Here is a 15,307-nt window from a genome sequence, read left to right as displayed (position 1 = left end):
GGTCAGACGACGACGAGCTTGCTTCCGTCGGGTGCGTGGTCGGTCATCGCGACTCTCTGGATCGCGGGGTCGTCATAGGTGTTCCAGTAGTAGGTCTTGCTCCGCGCCGAGTAGAGCCCGGTGTAGATGGTCTTCTCGAAGTCGCCGTCGCCCATGGCTGCGCTGCCGTCGACCATCGCGACCTGTTGGAGCGTGTGGAACGCCCTGCTGACGTTCTCCTCCTCGCTCGCCTTCTCCGGGTAGTGCGCGTTCACGTACGCCGCGCGCACGAACCGGGACGGTGAGTAGTAGTCCCCGGGGACCCCCCGCATGTGCGACCCCGAGCCGAACGGGCCCAGATGCGCCCGCCCGAGCACGATCTCCTCGGGAAAGGCGGGGTCCACGTTGAGGTAGTTGCGCAGGTTCTCGTGGTGCCACGAGAAACCCGGCTGGTTGGCGAGGACGTCGACGTCGTCGTCGAAGACCTGCAGGCCCTCGCTCGTGGACTCCACCACGATGGCGCGGTCCGAGTCGCCGATGATCCAGTGCAGCAGCGAGCTCGGGTACTTGTCGTTGATGGGCTTGTCGACGATGACGACATCGCCGAGCGCGGCCTCGACCTCGTCGACGCTGGCGAACTGAGAGGCCACCCAGAGAGGGAACTCGAAGGCGGCGACATTCGTCGCACCGTCCAGTGGCGCCGGCGCGTAGCTCGCGTAGCCCGGGAAGTTGAGGCCCGCCACGGCCAGGCCGGCATCGTTGCCGCAGTCGAAGTACAGCGGCGTGTCCTCCTCCACGATCCCCATGCCGATGACGGCGTACTGGATGCGCGGCACCGCGCCGAAGGGGGAGTTCGTGTCGTACCCAGTGGGTGTCACCACCACCCGCTCGCCGTAGCCGAAAGTCCAGTCGAGGTTTCGTGCGAGATAGAGATTGCTGCTTGCGTCGGTGAACCTGATGCTCGTGCACATGTCGTTGCCCCTGCCTGTGGCGAGCTCCGACGACCCCGCGTGACAGTCGCCGCCCGACCTCGCTCGTCCGGTGCGCCGTGACCCGACGGGCCCCGGTGGTAGTCCTTTCCACCGTAGCGCCGGACGAAATGCCGCGAAGTGCGCTGGCGGCGATGATTCGCCAGCCGTCAGGCAGTCTCACCTGCATGACACCAGCTGAAGAGTTTCGTGAGATCGGGGGTCGGTTCAGCGAGATCGTGGACGCGGTCCGCTCCGACCAGTGGGATGCCCCCACGCCAGTGGCCGGGTGGAAGGCACGCGACGTCGTCGGTCACCTGATCGGGTGGTTCCCGGCACTCGTGCATGACTTGGACCTGGCGCTCCCGGCTGGTCCCTCGGCTGAGACGGACCCTGGTGCGGCTTGGCGGGTCTTCGCAGGAGGGGTGATCTCGCTGCTCGAAGACCCCGCTTCCGCCGCACTCGTGCCCCCCGACCCGAACTTCGGTGGGGTGCCGCTCGACCAAGCGGTCTCGCGGTTCTTCACGCCCGACGTGTTCAACCACGCGTGGGATCTGGCCATGGCGACCGGTCAGGTGCCGGCACTCGACCCGGAGCGATGCGAGTCACTGCTCGCCGAGATGGAGCCCATCGACCAGCTGCTGAGGGACAGCGGGCACTTCGGACCTCGCGTCGAGGTGCAGGGGGACGCCGACCCTGAAACGCGGCTGGTCGCATTCTTGGGTCGCGACCCTTACTGGGCTCCGCCGCCCGCGACCTAGGATCGATTGATGATCGGCGACCGCTGGGGTGTGACGCCCGCCGAGGTGTCCATGCGCTACCCGTGCGACGACCTGGTCCCGAACCCCGCGTGGCAGGCCTGGCGCGGGGTCACCGTCAACGCCTCGCCCGACGTGGTGTGGCCCTGGATCGCACAGATCAGGCTCGCGCCCTACTCCTATGACTGGATCGACAACCGCGGCCGGCGCTCGCCTCGTGAGCTCCGTGGACTGGCCGAGCCCGAGGCCGGCGAGCCGTTCAGCGCCACCGCGGGCCGTCCACTGGGGACCATCGTGGCGGTGGAGCCCGGAGTCCACCTGACGGCCAAGATCATGGGCGTTCACATGTCCTACGTCCTGGAGGGCACTGGGCGGGTGACCCGGCTCCTGTTGAAGCTCGCCGCGCACAACGGGCGCGCGCTCGGACCGCTGTTCGCGGTCGACGATCTCGTGATGGCGCGCAAGCAACTGCTCACTCTCAAGGAGCTGGCCGAGGCTCAGACCGAACGCAGATAGCGGTTCGTCATTCAGCTCTGGACGCCTGCGCTGACGGGGCCACCGAGCTTCGTGAGCAAGGACGCCGGCCGAGAGAACGCAGTGATCGTGAACTGCACCTGCCCGTCCTCGCGCAGCTCGACGACGAAGGCCTCCTCGCCGCGCTCGGGGTGCCCGGGCAAGGTGCCGTAGGCGAAACCGCGATGCCGTGGCTCGTCGATGACCTCCACCACACGCACCGGTGCGTCCAGGCCGAGTCGCGACCAGCCGATGCGCAGCACCGCGACAGCGCCTTCGACGATGTCGGGGCTCGAGGGGCGAACGGCCAGCCCGGCCCTGCGGTGCATGTCCCACCCCAGCAACGTGCGGGAAGCCTCCTCGAACCTGGCGGAGCCGCTGCCCAGGACTCGGTAGCGCTGCAGGTGCGCATAACCGCGAGGCAGTCTCCCGAGCGAGGCGCCCACCTCGGCGTACGTCAGTTCCTGCTGTTCCAGTGCAGCGACTTCTCGGCTGGTCAGCAGGTCGGGCTCCACGGGCGCATCCTCGCACCTCCCGGATCGGGGTCATCCCTGATCCGCTGGCGCCGTGACTGGACCTACCGTCGTGTGATGAGCAGGCGATTCTTGTGGGCCGCTGCCCTGGCTGGTGGGATCCACGCCGGCTTCAGCCTGTACTGGGCGGTGGGCGGGAGAGCACTGCTGGCCACCGTGGGCCCCTGGGCAGTGACGTTGGTGGACACGAGGCCCGTCGTCGCTGGTCTGGGTCTGACGGCTGTCGGTGTGCTCAAGCTCGCGGCGGCGGCAGTTCCATTGCTGCTCGCCTCAGGTCGACTGCCGGCGCCCCGGGTATGGCGAACGCTGTGCCGCGCAGGTGCCTGGCTTCTCGTCTTGTACGGCGGCGTGAACGCAGCCGTGGCCTGGCTCGTCCTGGGCGGAGTCGTGACCTCATCCGATGGCTACGACCGGGACGCGATGATCGGCCACGCCGCGCTGTGGGATCCGCTGTTCCTGCTCTGGGGCATTCTCATCCTCCTCGGGCTTCGAAGGGGGCCCACCGCACGGGGTCCTGACCACGTGCGAGAGCACACCACTGGATCGCGGTAGGGATCGCCTCCCGGCGGGCACCGCTTCCTCGCCGGAGTGCTGACATGACCCAGCCATGGGCAGCGTCGATGTCCTCGTCCCTACCGTTTGAGACGGAGCCATCGGGGTTCAGGATGGCGTTCGCGGACGATGGGGGAGAGGTCAGCAGGTATCGGACGTGTTCGCTTCCGGTGGGTATTCGGCGCTCGATCAGCTATCGGGCGGCCCCACGGTTTCGCCGCGTCACCCGCCCTGCTCGACCTGTGGACGCCACGGCTCGTGCTCGTGCGAGAGCCAGACCTCCGCAGGGTCGAGCGCGCGGACCAGCCGCTGGCCTTCGGTGCTCGGCTCGTCCAGCTCTCCGTGGAAGACCGCCGTGTCGCCGCAGACGACGACTGGTTGCCCGCCCGTCTCGATGACGACCACCTGCGAGCCACGCGTGTGCCCCGGGGTCGGGACCAGCCGGATCCCCGGCAGCAGCTCGTGCTCGCCGTCGACCGCGACGTACTCCACGCCGGGCGCCTCGACCCATTCGCGGATCGTGTAGTCGTCCTTGCTGCGTGCGTCGTCGAGCTCGACGCGCTGGACGTAGATCGGCTTGCCGGCGAAGAGGCGGTTGCCGCCACAGTGGTCGAAGTGCAGGTGGGTGTTGACGACGATGTCGATGCTGTCCAGGTCGAAGTCGGCCTGCGTGCTCAGTGGGGTCAGGCGTGGATCCATGTCGGCCACCGCCGGGTGCAGCTCCGTCATCCCGGTGTCGACCAGTACGCGCGCCTCGGGATGGTCGATCACGTGGACGTAGACCGGCATCCGCTCGTCCTCGGCGAGCAGCTCGGCCACGAGTACCGGGGTCACGGTCGGCGCCGAGCTCCCGCTCGCGGTCTGGTCTGTGCGGGGTCGTGACTCACTCATCGCCCTCAGCTCCCGTGCATGTGTACGCCGCTGGGCGCGGCTCTCGACGTCTGGACCCCACGACCGCGCGGAAGTCATCGCGCACCACGGTAGTCCTCGAGAAGCCGAGAAACATTTCTTTCGAGGACTACCGCATTTTGGTCAAAACCGCAGGTCAGAGGCCCATTGTTGTCAGTGCTCGGTGCTTGGATTTCACTATGAGCAGCCAGCCGGTCGACCACCTCCACCCGGTGGTCGACTTCGCCCACCGGCTGAAGGGGCGGCTCGATTCGCTGGCCTCGACCCCGCTTTGGTCGATGACGGCGTCGGAGAAGCGAGAGGCCCTGGTGGAGCTCTCCGATGCCAGTGCTCAGCTCGACTCGCTCCGTCTTCGGCTGCTCGCCGAGGCCGAGCACAGCGAGGCCACCGTGGACACCGGCGCCGCGACCGCCGCCGACTGGCTCGCGGTCGAGACTCACCAGACCCGCCGCGACGCTCGCTCTGACCTGAAGCTCGCCCTGAAGCTGGAGGACCACGAAGTCCTCGCCGCCGCGTTGGCGTCCGGCGAGGTGAACCTGCCCCAGGCCCGAGCGATCGTCGCGTCCCTGGACCGCCTGCCCCGCACCGGCCCGTTCGCGGTCTCGGCCGAGCAGCGGGTTGCTGCGGAGGCGCATCTCGTCGGACTGGCTGCGGATCACGACGCCAAGATGCTGCGGCTGCTGGGCCGGCACCTGTTCGAGGTGATCGCCCCCGCACTGGCCGAGGAGTTCGAGGGCCGGGCGCTGGAGCGCGAGGAGGCAGAGGCGCTGCGGCGTACGACATTGTCGATGCACGAGGACGATGAAGGCACCTGCCACGGACGGTTCCGGATCCCCGCTCTGCACGGTCAGATCCTCACCAAGATGATCCTCGCGCTCACGTCCCCGTCCCGGGCCGTCACCGTGGACCAGACCGGGATCGACCCCGACCTCCCCACCCCGGTCCGGCACGGGATCGCGTTCACCCAGCTGCTCGAAGCCGTCCCGGCGAAGTCACTGCCCCAGACCGGCGGCTGCGGCGCCACCATCGTGGTCACCATGACCCTGGACCAGCTGATGGGTCGCCTCGATGCCGCCGGCGTGTGCACCCTGGACACCGGCGGGCGTATCTCAGCGAGCGAGGCCCGCCGCCTCGCCTGCCGCGCCGGGATCATCCCGATGGTCCTCGGCGGGAAGAGCCAGGTCCTCGACGTAGGGCGACGTCGGCGGCTGCACAGCGAAGCCATGCGCCTGGCAATGGGAGTCCGCGACGGTGGCTGCACCGCAGAGCACTGCGAAACCCCACCCGGCCTCTGCCACGCCCACCACGACAAACGCTGGGCCGACGGCGGGCACACCAACGTGGAGACTGGCCGGCTGTTGTGTCCGCACCACCACCGCAGGGTGCACGACCCGGCGTATCGGACGGAACGGCTCCCCAACGGGAAGGTGCGGTTTCATCGGCGGGAGTGACCGGCTCGGAGATTCCGGCTGGTCAGCGCCCGAGCCAGCGCCGGGCGTTTGGAAGGGCGGGCATGCGCGGTGAGGTGACGGAGGTTGTGGAGCGCCTCGCCACCTCGTAGGCGGGTCGGCGCGATAGACATTCCTGGCGTCGGGTTGCTCAACCCATCCCAGCAACCGTGTACGCCGTACCGCGCTCTTCCCGCTCCCAGACCACGCCCTCGCTTCCCAGTCCCTCCGCCTTCAGCTCCCGCTTGAGGACCTTGTTGGTCGCGGTGCGGGGAAGCTCGTCGAGGATCCGGACGAAGCGCGGGCGCTGCTTGGGGCCGAGGTCCGGTTGCTCGGAGAGGAACTGCTCGAAGGTGCCGGGGTCGAGCGAATCGGCGAGCACCAGCGCTGCGACGAGCTGGTCGCCCGAGCGCGGGTCGGGGACGGCGTACACCGCTGCCTGGGCAATCGCGGGGTGGCGGACCAGGATGCGCTCGATGGGGGCGGCGGCGAGGTTCTCGCCGTCGACGCGGAGCCAGTCGGCGGTGCGGCCGGCGTAGTAGACCCAGCCGTCGGCGTCGCGGTAGGCGAGGTCGCCGCTCCAGTACATGCCGTCGCGCAGCCGCTCGGCGGTGGCGGCGTCGTCGTTGTAGTAGCCGGCGAACTGGCCGCCGCCGGTGGTGTTGACGAGTTCGCCGGTGGCCTCGTCGAGGTTGGTCACCCGGCCGGTGTCGTCGAAGGTGGCGCGCGGGCACTCGTGCCCCGTCTCCCGGTCCAGCACGGCGACGCCCGCCAGCGGCTGGCCCAGCGACCCCGCGGGGGTGCCGGGGATCCGGGAGATCACGATGGCGTTCTCGGTGGAGCCGAACCCGTCGATCACGCGGCAGCCGAACCGCTTCGCGAACGCCGCGATGTCACGGTCCCCGGCCTCGTTGCCGAACGCCAGCCGCAGCGGGTTGTCCGCGTCGTCGGGCTGCTCGGGGGTGGCCAGCACGTAGGCGAGCGGCTTGCCGACGTAGTTGAGGTACGTCGCGCCGTACCGCCGCAGGTCGGGGAGGACCTGGTGCGCCGAGAACCTCTCCGCCAGCGCGACCGTGCCCCCGGTGACCAGCGCGGGTGCCCAGCCGGCCATCACCGCGTTGCTGTGGAACAGCGGCATCGACACGTAGTAGACGTCGTCACCGCTCAGGCCGAGCCGCTCGACGAGGTAGCCGCCGGGATAGGTCACCTTCTCGTGGGTGATCCGCACGGCCTTCGGGCTCCCGCTCGTGCCCGAGGTGAAGATCAGCATGAACAGCGAGTCCGGCTCCGGCGCGGCCTCCGGCGCGACCGCGTCCGCCACGGTCACCGCCCGCACCCAGTCGGGGTCATCGCTGCGGATCACGCGTACGCCGGACAGGTCGAGGTCATCGAGCAGGGGCAGGTGCCGCGGATCGGCGAGCACGAGCTGGCAGTCGGCCTTGATGATGTCGGCGAGAAGCGAGTCGCCGCGCCGGGTGGTGTTCAGCCCGACGGCGACGTGCGTGCCCAGCCCGGCCGCGGCCAGCTGGAAGGCCATCTCCGGGGTGTTGTCGAGCAGCAGCCCCACGTGCGGTGGGCGGGCCTCGTCGAGCAGCCCGCCGAGGACGCGCGAGCGCCGGGCTGCCTGCTCGACGTACTCGCGCCAGGTCCAGCGTTCGTCCCCCGCCAGGAGGGCGGGCCGGTCGTCCGCGAGCCGCCGGCACAGGGCGTCGCGGATCGTGCTCATGCGGAGGGGGTCTCCGCCGCCATCAGCGCACCGAGGGCCCGCGCGTGCTCGGTGGTGCCACCCAGGGCGAACTCGTTGCGCTTGGCTGCGGTGAAGTAGCGGTGCGCCTCGCCGTCGAGGTCGATGCCGACGCCGCCGTGGACGTGCACGGTGGTGTGCGCGACCCGGTGCCCGGCGTCGGCCGACCACAGCTTCGCGGTCGCCAGGTCCTCGAGCGCGTCGAGGCCCTGACTCAGCTTCCACGCGGCCTGCCACATCGTCAGGCGCGCACCCAGCACGTCGATGTAGCCGTCCGCGAGACGCTGGGAGACGGCCTGGAACGTGCCGATGGGCCGGCCGAACTGCTCCCGGGTCTTCGCGTACTCCGCGGTGAGGGACAGGGCGCCCTCCAGCGTGCCGAGCTGCTCGGCGCACAGGGCCAGCGTCAGGTGCCGGGAGAGCCACTCGGAGATCTCCAGCCCGTCGCCGATGGTGCCCAGCACCCGGTCCAGCGGCAGCGAGGCCCGGTCCAGCTCCAGCCGCGCCGCGACCTCGTTGCCGCTCAGCTGCTGCGGCACCACCGCCACGCCGGGGTCGTCGGAGTGCACCAGGAACACGGTGAGCCCGTTGGTCGTCTCGGCCGGGACCAGGAAGAGGTCCGCCAGCGGGCCGGACGGTACGACGACCTTGCTGCCGGTCAGCAGCCAGTGGGAGCCGTCGTTGTCGGCCCGGGTGATCGGCACGGCCGGGGCGAACTCGCGGTCCTCGGACAGGGCCGAGGTGAGGATGAACTCGCCGAGGCCGGCCACCGGCAGCCAGCGCGCCTGCTGGGTGACCGAGCCGAACCGGCTGATCGCCATCCCGGTGACGGCGTGCGCCCCGAGCGGGAGCGGGGCGACCTTGCGGCCGACCTCCACGAGCACGCTGCACAGCTCGAGCACGCCGAGCCCGGCACCGTTGTGCTCCTCGGGGATCGTGAGCGAGATCAGCCCCGAGTCGGCGAAGCGGCGCCACAGGTCGTGGTCGAACCGCGCTGCCGCGTTCTCGACCGCCTTGAGCGCGTCGGGGGTGCAGTGCTTGTCGAGGATGACCGCCGCGAGCTCTGCGGCCTCGACGCCGTCCGGGGTCTGGCTGAAGTCCATGGAGCTGCCTATCGCTTCGCGGCCGGGAGGCCGAGTCCGACGTACCCGATGATGTCGCGCTGGATCTCGTTGGTGCCGCCACCGAAGGTCATCACCAGCGAGGACCGGTAGTAGCGCTCCAGCCGGCCCCGCAGCACGGCGCCCGGGGAGGAGCCGGCCACCAGCGACTTGGGCCCGACCACCTCCATCAGGGAGCGGTAGACCTCGGTGGCCATCTCGGAGCCGTAGACCTTCGTCGCCGAGGCGTCGGCGGGGGAGAGGTCCTTGGTCGCGGAGGCGAGCTGCCAGTTCAGCAGCTTGAGCATGTCGGCCCGGGCGCGCGCACGTCCGAGCAGGACCTGGACCCACTCGGAGTCGATCACCCGGGACCCGTCGGAGTTGCGGGTCTGCTGGGCCCAGTCGGTGACCAGCGCGATGGAGTGGGTCACCGGGGCGGCGGAGGTCAGCGCCACCCGCTCGTGGTTGAGCTGGTTGGTCATCAGCGCCCAGCCGCCGTTGAGCTCGCCGACGAGGTTGTCGTGCGGCACCCGCACGTCCTCGTAGTAGGTGGCGCTGGTCCCGACGCCGGCGACCGTGTGCACCGGGGTGTAGGAGAAGCCGGGTGCATCGGCCGGCACCAGGATCATCGAGAGCCCCTTGTGGCGGGGCAGGTCGGGATCGGTGCGGCAGGCGAGCCAGATGTAGTCGGCGTACTGGATCAGCGAGGTCCACATCTTCTGGCCGTTGATCACCCACTCGTCGCCCTCGAGGCGCGCCCGCGTCTTCAGGCTGGCGAGGTCGGTCCCGGACTCGGGCTCGGAGTACCCGATCGAGAAGTGCATCTCGCCCTTGAGGATCTTGGGCAGCATCTCCTGCTTCTGCGCGTCGGTGCCGAAGCGCATGATCGTGGGGCCGACGGTGTTCAGCGTCAGGTAGGGGATCGGTACGCCGGCGATCGCCGCCTCGTCGGTGAAGATCAGCTGGTCCATCATCGAGCGGTTCTGGCCGCCCCACTCCTCGGGCCAGCCGATGCCGAGCCACCCGTCGTGACCGACCTGGCGGATCACCTCGCGGTAGACGTCGGCGTCGCCGAACTCGCCGCCCTCGGCGTCGCCGTCACTGGCGCCGAAGTCGCTCGTGGCTGCGGCCAGGGCGGTACGTCGCTCCGGGGTGACCAGCTCCGCGAAGTAGTCACGCAGCTCTGCGCGCAACGCCTCCTGCTCGGCGCTCAGCGCAATGTGCATGGGGGCTCCTGACACGGGTTCCTGACACGGTTCGGGGACGACGCCGCCGGCAGAAAGACGGCAAATCGGCACCGGCGCAAAACTATAACCTGTTCTTGTTTCTCGGAACCGTTGCCAGGGTGCGACCTGCGCCTTAAGTTGACAGGTGTCAGGAATACCTCACAGATGTCAGGAACTCATGAGCCAGGACCTGCGCGGCAAGACCGCCATCGTGACCGGGGCCGGCTCCGGCATCGGACTCTCCCTCACTCGAGCCCTGGCCTCCGCCGGTGCCCACGTGGTCTGCGCCGACATCGACGCCGAGGCCGCCGAGCGTGCGGCCGCGGGGTCTCCGAACGCGCGGGCCCTGACCCTCGACGTGACCGATGCGGCGGCGGTGCAGGCCGCGGTCGACGGCGTCGTCGCCGAGCACGGTCGCCTGGACCTGATCTTCAACAACGCGGGCATCTCGCTGGGCGGCGAGACCGAGGAGCTCACCCTGGCGCACTGGGACTCGATCATCGACGTGAACATCCGCGGCGTGGTGCACGGCGTGGCGGCGGCGTACCCGGTGATGGTGCGGCAGGGGAGCGGTCACATCGTCAACACCGCCTCGATGGGCGGCCTGATGGCGGCCGGCCTGCTGACCAGCTACGTGATGACCAAGCACGCGGTGGTCGGGCTCTCGCTCGCGCTGCGCTCCGAGGCGGCCGCCAAGGGGGTCGGCGTCACGGCTGTGTGCCCCTCGGCGGTGGACACCCCGATCCTGGACAAGGGCGCCGTCGGGCGGTTCCACGGGCGCGACTACTTCCTCAAGGGCCAAGGCGTACGACGCCCGCACGACCCCGACGTCCTCGCCGCGGAGGTGCTCGCCGCCGTGGCGGCGAACCGGGCGCTGCTGGTGACGCCGCGCACCGCCCGGGTGACCTGGCTGGTCGGCCGGCTCGCACCGCGCACGACCCAGCAGATGTCGATCCGGTTCGTGGCCAAGCAGCGCAAGCTCCAGGCGGCCCGGGCCTCGGCGGCAGAGGTGGGACAGCGGCCCGGAAGGCTGGCCTCGCTACGCCAAAAACTATAACCTGTTCTTGTTTTGACGTTCGATCCACCAGGTTCGACGAGCACGGATGGAGAGGCACCCCCGATGAGCGAGACCCGATACCTCGACAAGGGCAAGCCGCCTGAGCGGTTCGCGCGTGGCTGGCACTGCCTCGGGCCCGTGGACCAGTTCCGGGACGGCAAGCCGCACGCGGTGCAGGCCTTCGGCGGCAAGCTCGTGGTGTGGGCTGCGACCGACGGCAAGCTCAACGTGCTCGACGGCTACTGCCGCCACATGGGCGGCGACCTCACCCAGGGGAGTGTCAAGGGCGACGAGATCGCCTGCCCGTTCCACGACTGGCGCTGGGGCGGTGACGGCAAGTGCAAGGCGATCCCCTACGCGCGCCGGATCCCGCTCCGCGCCCGCACCCAGAAGTACGAGACCGTCGAGCGCAACGGTCTGCTGATGATCTGGCACGACGTCGAGGGCAGCGCCGCCGACCACGACCTGCTGCCTCCCGAGCTCGACCGGATCCTGGACCCCGAGGTCTACACGGACTGGAGCTGGAACACCCTCGACGTGCCCGGCGCCCACTGCCGCGAGATCGTCGACAACGTCGTGGACATGGCGCACTTCTTCTACATCCACTTCGCGTTCCCGACGAGCTTCCGCAACGTCTTCGAGGGCCACATGGCCACCCAGTTCATGGAGTCCACCGGCCGTCCGGACATGGCCGGCGAGGGGTACGGCGACGAGGACCTCGTGCTGAAGTCGGAGGCGACGTACTTCGGACCGTCGTTCATGGTCAACTGGATCAAGAACGACTACAAGGGCTTCGTGACCGACGTGGTCCTGGTCAACTGCCACATCCCCACGGGCGACAACTCCTTCGTGCTGCAGTACGGCCTGAAGGTGCTCAAGCCCGAGGGGATGGACGCGAAGACCACCGACTACATCGGCAAGAAGTACACCCAGATGTTCGGTGACGGCTTCATGCAGGACGTGCACATCTGGCTGAACAAGGCCCCGGTGCAGAACCCGCTGCTGTGCGAGGAGGACGGGCCGGTCTACCAGCTGCGCCGCTGGTACGAGCAGTTCTACGTCGACAAGGCCGACGTCACCCCGGAGATGGCCGAGCGCTTCGAGTTCGAGGTCGACACCACCAAGGCCAACGAGTTCTGGCGCGCCGAGGTCTCCGAGAACCTCCAGAAGCGGGCCGCGGAGGAAGGGACCTCGGAGGACGCCCAGGAGAAGGTGGACGCGCCGACCGCTGCCGGCGGGGTCTGATGGTCTCGTTCGCCCCCACCAACCAGGAGACCCTGGAGGACCAGCGGCTCTACACCCAGGCGCGCCTGACCGAGGTGGCCTGCCTGGACTGCCTCGCCAAGGTCGGCGTGAAGAAGAACAGCGAGCACCACACCTCCATCCAGTGGCACGCCGGCGCGCTCTCGCAGTGCGCGGAGTTCCGCAAGATGGAGGGGCAGCCGGGAGGCCGCCACGTCTATGCCTCATGCTCTCGCTTGAGCTCCTCGATCGACCGCGCAGTGGCCGAGGGTGAGCTCGAGATCGGAGCAGAGGATGGCTACTGAGTCCTTCGTCCTGAAGGTGCTCGATGTCGTGGAGGAGACCGCGGACGCGCACTCCATCGTCTTCGAGGTGCCCGAGGAGCTGGCCGAGCAGTTCACCTACACACCGGGACAGTTCCTGACGGTCGCCGTACCCAGTGAGCAGACCGGGCTGGCGGCGCGGTGCTACTCGCTGTCCTCGGCGCCGCACTCGGGGCGCCACCAGATCACGGTGAAGCGCACGGCCGACGGCTACGCGTCGAACTGGATCTGCGACAACGTCCGGGTGGGTGACTCGCTGCGGGTGCTCCCGCCCAGCGGCATCTTCACCCCGCGCGAGCTCGACTCCGACCTGCTGCTGTTCGCCGGCGGGTCCGGGATCACCCCGGTGATGTCGATCGCGCGCAGCGCGCTGGAGAAGGGCCAGGGCAAGGTCGTCCTGTTCTACGCCAACCGCGACGAGAAGTCGGTGATCTTCGCCGAGGAGCTCGCCGAGCTCGGCCGGGAGTACGGCGAGCGGTTCGTCGTCGTGCACTGGCTGGAGTCGGTGCAAGGGCTTCCCGAGCCCGACCAGCTGAAGGCGTTCGCGGCGTACTTCTCCAGCCACACCGCTTTCGTCTGCGGCCCGCCGCCGTTCATGAAGTCGGTGGTGAGCAGCCTCAAGGAGCTCGGCTTCCCGCGCGACCGGCGCCACCAGGAGAAGTTCGTCTCGCTGGGCGGCAACCCGTTCGGTGACGTGGAGGAGATGCAGGCGGCGGCCAAGACCCTGGCCGACGCGGACGACCACGAGGACGACGACGAGCAGCCGGTCACGGGACCGATCGCGGTCGAGGTCGAGCTCGACGGCCAGGACTACTCCTTCGACGACTGGCAGGGCGACAAGCCCCTGCTCGACTTCCTGGAGGAGAAGGGGCTCGACGCCCCGTTCTCCTGCCGCGAGGGCAACTGCAGCGCGTGTGCCTGCGTGGTCCTCGAGGGCGAGGTTCGGATGAAGAACAACGAGGTGCTCGACAAGGAGGACCTCTCCGACGGCATCCGCCTGGTCTGCCAGTCGCTGCCGGCGAGCGAGAAGATCCGGATCACCTACAGCGGCTGAATGTGCCAAGGTGAGGTCATGACCAGCCCGGTGAGCCGGAACCGCGTCGCGAGCCACGCCGCGACGGTGCGCTCCTGGGCGTTCTTCGCGTTCCTGGTGCTGATGCTGGTCTACCTGCTCGCGGACGCCTTGCTTCCGGGGCGGTCCTCCGAGACGACGTTGGGCCGCGGCCTGGAGACGGCAGCCCTCGCCGCGATCACGGTCTGTGCGGCCGCCCAGGGAGTACTGCTCGTCGTCGTCGGCCGCCGCAACATGCAGAGCCGGCACGCCCTGACGAAGTCCGTCGTCGGCCGGTGGGCGTTGATGGTGTTCGAGATCTGCGCAGTCACCATGCTGGTGATGCTGGTGCTGTTGTTCGTCGTGCCGATCTTCACCGTCGACATCCTGGGCTGGGTGTTCGTGTCGTGCTTGCTGGTGTCCGTCCCGTCGGCGGTGGTGTGGCTGCTCGCCGAGGTTGTCTCAGGTTTCCGGGAACCCGTGGAGAGCTGAATGAGGGACGAGGACCGGATCGAGGAGCTGGTGCGACGCTGGGCCGCCGCGGTCCATGCCGGAGACCTCGACGGTGTCCTCGCTGACCATGCCGAGGACATCGTGATGTTCGACGTACCCCCACCGGACCCGGGCGTCCGCGGGCTGGCTGCGTACCGTGACGTGTGGCCGGCCTTCTTCGGTTGGCAGCAGCAGGGTGCCGTCTTCGAGATCGACTCGCTCGAGGTCACTGCGGGGGAGGACGTAGCGTTCGCGCACGCGCTGCTCCGGTGCGACACCCCCGAGGGCCTGGCGGCGGCGCCGGACCGCCGGCTGCGGCTGACCCTGGGCCTGCGGCGGAAGGGCGACCGTTGGGTCGTCGCGCACGAGCACCACTCGTTCCCGCTGACCGAGTGAGCGTCCTGCAACACCACGATGCACTTCCGACGCCCCCGCCCGGCGGGATGTGGAAACGTCCGTGGCACAACCAACCCAGCAATGAGGTCAGCCCCGCCGACACCCGGAAACGACCTGGTGAGCGCCTCGGCCAGACGTCCGGACATGTCGAGATCCGGAATGTTCGGTGCGCAGATCAACGGCCCCATGCCACGCTGTGCCGGTGAACGCAAGCACGGAGTGGCGAGTATGGCATCGGCGCCAACACTCCGGCAGGTATCGAGGGGTTCCCAGGCGGCCAGCCGCGACGATCGTCGCGCTACTGATCGTCGCGCTACTGACCGCTGGTTGCGCAGCGGCCGAGCCGACGCGGACCCTGTCCCAAGAACCGGTTGCGACGCAGACCACCGAGGCACCGACCCCGACGAGGACGAAGGCTCCGGTCAAGCGCACCGGCGCCGCCGCCAGCGTGCCGCACCGCGTCATCATGGAGCAGCTGGCCAGGCGCGCGGAGCGCATCGCCGCGTCCATGGCCAGCGCCTCTCCCGAGGTGCTGCCCACCGACGTCGACCCCGACTCCAACCGCGGGCTCGGACATCGCTTGATGCTCCAGTTCGGTTTTGCGGCCGACCAGTGGCAGTACCTTGACGCGTTGTGGCAGCGCGAGTCCGGCTGGAACCACCTGGCCGAGAACGCCTCCTCAGGTGCCTATGGCATCCCGCAGTCGCTGCCGGGCTCGAAGATGGCGGACGTCGCTCCCGACTGGCGCACCAACGCGGAGACCCAGATCACCTGGGGGCTGGCCTACATCGCGGCGCGCTACGACAACCCCCAGGGCGCGTGGGGACACTCCCAGCGCGTCGGATGGTACTGACGACGGGCCCGAGCGGTCGGGGCGAGCGGTGGATGGAGGAGCACCCGTCCAGTTGGATCGAGGCGTAGTTGGGTGCTGCGCAACTTTCGTTGAGGCCAGCCTTGTTCACTCCGTACTCAGCATGCGTCTGTGTGTAGCCCGGGCGGCCTTTTCCCGCCACATC

General features: G+C 69.2%; 17 protein-coding genes. 11 read left to right on the top strand and 6 right to left on the bottom strand.

What is annotated here, in order from left to right:
• Positions 1 to 2: 2 nt before the first annotated feature.
• Positions 3 to 950 (bottom strand): choloylglycine hydrolase, encoded by a 948-nt coding sequence (bsh, locus tag AC4BGB_RS02075; protein WP_490544306.1) that lies wholly within the window; start codon positions 948 to 950, stop codon positions 3 to 5.
• Between the two features lie 128 nt (positions 951 to 1,078).
• On the opposite strand from bsh, the gene AC4BGB_RS02070 reads away from it, so the two are divergent.
• The gene (locus tag AC4BGB_RS02070) at positions 1,079 to 1,708 is read left to right on the top strand and encodes a TIGR03086 family metal-binding protein (RefSeq protein ID WP_490546771.1); all 630 of its coding nucleotides are present in this window, start codon (positions 1,079 to 1,081) and stop codon (positions 1,706 to 1,708) included.
• A gap of 9 nt (positions 1,709 to 1,717) precedes the next feature.
• The gene (locus tag AC4BGB_RS02065; protein WP_490544305.1) at positions 1,718 to 2,221 is read left to right on the top strand and encodes a hypothetical protein; all 504 of its coding nucleotides are present in this window, start codon (positions 1,718 to 1,720) and stop codon (positions 2,219 to 2,221) included.
• A gap of 11 nt (positions 2,222 to 2,232) precedes the next feature.
• Here the strand turns inward: AC4BGB_RS02065 and AC4BGB_RS02060 are convergent, their stop codons facing one another.
• Positions 2,233 to 2,733: a DUF1990 domain-containing protein gene (locus tag AC4BGB_RS02060; RefSeq protein WP_490544304.1), complete on the bottom strand. Its 501-nt coding sequence runs from the start codon at positions 2,731 to 2,733 to the stop codon at positions 2,233 to 2,235.
• 75 nt (positions 2,734 to 2,808) lie between these two features.
• On the opposite strand from AC4BGB_RS02060, the gene AC4BGB_RS02055 reads away from it, so the two are divergent.
• A complete protein-coding gene (locus tag AC4BGB_RS02055) occupies positions 2,809 to 3,303 on the top strand; it encodes a DUF3995 domain-containing protein (RefSeq protein ID WP_490544303.1) in 495 nt (164 codons plus the stop codon).
• A 222-nt stretch (positions 3,304 to 3,525) separates the two neighbouring features.
• Here the strand turns inward: AC4BGB_RS02055 and AC4BGB_RS02050 are convergent, their stop codons facing one another.
• Complete coding sequence (locus tag AC4BGB_RS02050) at positions 3,526 to 4,137, bottom strand: MBL fold metallo-hydrolase (protein WP_490544302.1); 612 nt, start codon at positions 4,135 to 4,137, stop codon at positions 3,526 to 3,528.
• Positions 4,138 to 4,391: 254 nt separating this feature from the next.
• On the opposite strand from AC4BGB_RS02050, the gene AC4BGB_RS02045 reads away from it, so the two are divergent.
• Positions 4,392 to 5,663 carry an HNH endonuclease signature motif containing protein gene (locus tag AC4BGB_RS02045; RefSeq protein ID WP_490544301.1) on the top strand — a complete coding sequence of 424 codons (1,272 nt, stop codon included), beginning with the start codon at positions 4,392 to 4,394 and terminating at the stop codon, positions 5,661 to 5,663.
• A gap of 148 nt (positions 5,664 to 5,811) precedes the next feature.
• On the opposite strand, the gene AC4BGB_RS02040 is transcribed toward AC4BGB_RS02045, so the two are convergent.
• Genes AC4BGB_RS02040 through AC4BGB_RS02030 form a run of 3 tightly spaced genes read right to left on the bottom strand, consistent with a single transcriptional unit; the run spans position 5,812 to position 9,730 of the window.
• A complete protein-coding gene (locus AC4BGB_RS02040) occupies positions 5,812 to 7,386 on the bottom strand; it encodes an AMP-binding protein (RefSeq protein ID WP_490544300.1) in 1,575 nt (524 codons plus the stop codon).
• Positions 7,383 to 8,507 carry an acyl-CoA dehydrogenase family protein gene (locus tag AC4BGB_RS02035; RefSeq protein WP_490544299.1) on the bottom strand — a complete coding sequence of 375 codons (1,125 nt, stop codon included), beginning with the start codon at positions 8,505 to 8,507 and terminating at the stop codon, positions 7,383 to 7,385. The genes AC4BGB_RS02040 and AC4BGB_RS02035 overlap by 4 nt, the downstream gene beginning before the upstream one ends.
• A gap of 8 nt (positions 8,508 to 8,515) precedes the next feature.
• Positions 8,516 to 9,730 carry an acyl-CoA dehydrogenase family protein gene (locus AC4BGB_RS02030; protein WP_490544298.1) on the bottom strand — a complete coding sequence of 405 codons (1,215 nt, stop codon included), beginning with the start codon at positions 9,728 to 9,730 and terminating at the stop codon, positions 8,516 to 8,518.
• 178 nt (positions 9,731 to 9,908) lie between these two features.
• Here AC4BGB_RS02030 and AC4BGB_RS02025 point away from each other — a divergent pair, with 178 nt between their 5' ends.
• From AC4BGB_RS02025 to AC4BGB_RS01995, 7 genes are all read left to right on the top strand, one after another.
• A complete protein-coding gene (locus tag AC4BGB_RS02025) occupies positions 9,909 to 10,787 on the top strand; it encodes an SDR family oxidoreductase (protein WP_490544297.1) in 879 nt (292 codons plus the stop codon).
• Positions 10,788 to 10,850: 63 nt separating this feature from the next.
• The gene (locus tag AC4BGB_RS02020) at positions 10,851 to 12,032 is read left to right on the top strand and encodes a 3-ketosteroid-9-alpha-monooxygenase, oxygenase component (protein WP_490544296.1); all 1,182 of its coding nucleotides are present in this window, start codon (positions 10,851 to 10,853) and stop codon (positions 12,030 to 12,032) included.
• On the top strand, positions 12,032 to 12,334 hold the full coding sequence (locus AC4BGB_RS02015) for a hypothetical protein (protein WP_490544295.1): 303 nt from the start codon (positions 12,032 to 12,034) through the stop codon (positions 12,332 to 12,334). The genes AC4BGB_RS02020 and AC4BGB_RS02015 overlap by 1 nt, the downstream gene beginning before the upstream one ends.
• Complete coding sequence (locus AC4BGB_RS02010; RefSeq protein ID WP_490544294.1) at positions 12,324 to 13,406, top strand: 2Fe-2S iron-sulfur cluster-binding protein; 1,083 nt, start codon at positions 12,324 to 12,326, stop codon at positions 13,404 to 13,406. The genes AC4BGB_RS02015 and AC4BGB_RS02010 overlap by 11 nt, the downstream gene beginning before the upstream one ends.
• A gap of 18 nt (positions 13,407 to 13,424) precedes the next feature.
• On the top strand, positions 13,425 to 13,895 hold the full coding sequence (locus AC4BGB_RS02005) for a hypothetical protein (protein ID WP_490544293.1): 471 nt from the start codon (positions 13,425 to 13,427) through the stop codon (positions 13,893 to 13,895).
• The gene (locus tag AC4BGB_RS02000; protein ID WP_490544292.1) at positions 13,896 to 14,291 is read left to right on the top strand and encodes a YybH family protein; all 396 of its coding nucleotides are present in this window, start codon (positions 13,896 to 13,898) and stop codon (positions 14,289 to 14,291) included.
• Positions 14,292 to 14,757: 466 nt separating this feature from the next.
• Complete coding sequence (locus tag AC4BGB_RS01995; RefSeq protein WP_490544291.1) at positions 14,758 to 15,144, top strand: aggregation-promoting factor C-terminal-like domain-containing protein; 387 nt, start codon at positions 14,758 to 14,760, stop codon at positions 15,142 to 15,144.
• The last annotated feature ends 163 nt before the right edge of the window (positions 15,145 to 15,307 follow it).

The sequence above is a fragment of the Nocardioides sp. Z30_9 genome, from assembly GCF_058215735.1.
Note: the sequence above shows the minus strand (reverse complement) of the source record. Positions and strands in the feature narration are given on the sequence as shown.

What these genes read in the sequence shown, in the direction of transcription:
- AC4BGB_RS02030 (WP_490544298.1), bottom strand. Translation starts at nt 9,730, where the DNA reads ATGCACATTGCGCTGAGCGCCGAGCAGGAGGCGTTGCGCGCAGAGCTG.
- AC4BGB_RS02000 (WP_490544292.1), top strand. Translation starts at nt 13,896, where the DNA reads ATGAGGGACGAGGACCGGATCGAGGAGCTGGTGCGACGCTGGGCCGCC.
- AC4BGB_RS02015 (WP_490544295.1), top strand. Translation starts at nt 12,032, where the DNA reads ATGGTCTCGTTCGCCCCCACCAACCAGGAGACCCTGGAGGACCAGCGG.
- AC4BGB_RS02045 (WP_490544301.1), top strand. Translation starts at nt 4,392, where the DNA reads ATGAGCAGCCAGCCGGTCGACCACCTCCACCCGGTGGTCGACTTCGCC.
- AC4BGB_RS02005 (WP_490544293.1), top strand. Translation starts at nt 13,425, where the DNA reads ATGACCAGCCCGGTGAGCCGGAACCGCGTCGCGAGCCACGCCGCGACG.
- AC4BGB_RS02010 (WP_490544294.1), top strand. Translation starts at nt 12,324, where the DNA reads ATGGCTACTGAGTCCTTCGTCCTGAAGGTGCTCGATGTCGTGGAGGAG.
- AC4BGB_RS02020 (WP_490544296.1), top strand. Translation starts at nt 10,851, where the DNA reads ATGAGCGAGACCCGATACCTCGACAAGGGCAAGCCGCCTGAGCGGTTC.
- AC4BGB_RS02055 (WP_490544303.1), top strand. Translation starts at nt 2,809, where the DNA reads ATGAGCAGGCGATTCTTGTGGGCCGCTGCCCTGGCTGGTGGGATCCAC.
- AC4BGB_RS01995 (WP_490544291.1), top strand. Translation starts at nt 14,758, where the DNA reads ATGGAGCAGCTGGCCAGGCGCGCGGAGCGCATCGCCGCGTCCATGGCC.
- AC4BGB_RS02025 (WP_490544297.1), top strand. Translation starts at nt 9,909, where the DNA reads ATGAGCCAGGACCTGCGCGGCAAGACCGCCATCGTGACCGGGGCCGGC.
- AC4BGB_RS02070 (WP_490546771.1), top strand. Translation starts at nt 1,079, where the DNA reads ATGCCGCGAAGTGCGCTGGCGGCGATGATTCGCCAGCCGTCAGGCAGT.
- bsh (WP_490544306.1), bottom strand. Translation starts at nt 950, where the DNA reads ATGTGCACGAGCATCAGGTTCACCGACGCAAGCAGCAATCTCTATCTC.
- AC4BGB_RS02040 (WP_490544300.1), bottom strand. Translation starts at nt 7,386, where the DNA reads ATGAGCACGATCCGCGACGCCCTGTGCCGGCGGCTCGCGGACGACCGG.
- AC4BGB_RS02035 (WP_490544299.1), bottom strand. Translation starts at nt 8,507, where the DNA reads ATGGACTTCAGCCAGACCCCGGACGGCGTCGAGGCCGCAGAGCTCGCG.
- AC4BGB_RS02065 (WP_490544305.1), top strand. Translation starts at nt 1,718, where the DNA reads ATGATCGGCGACCGCTGGGGTGTGACGCCCGCCGAGGTGTCCATGCGC.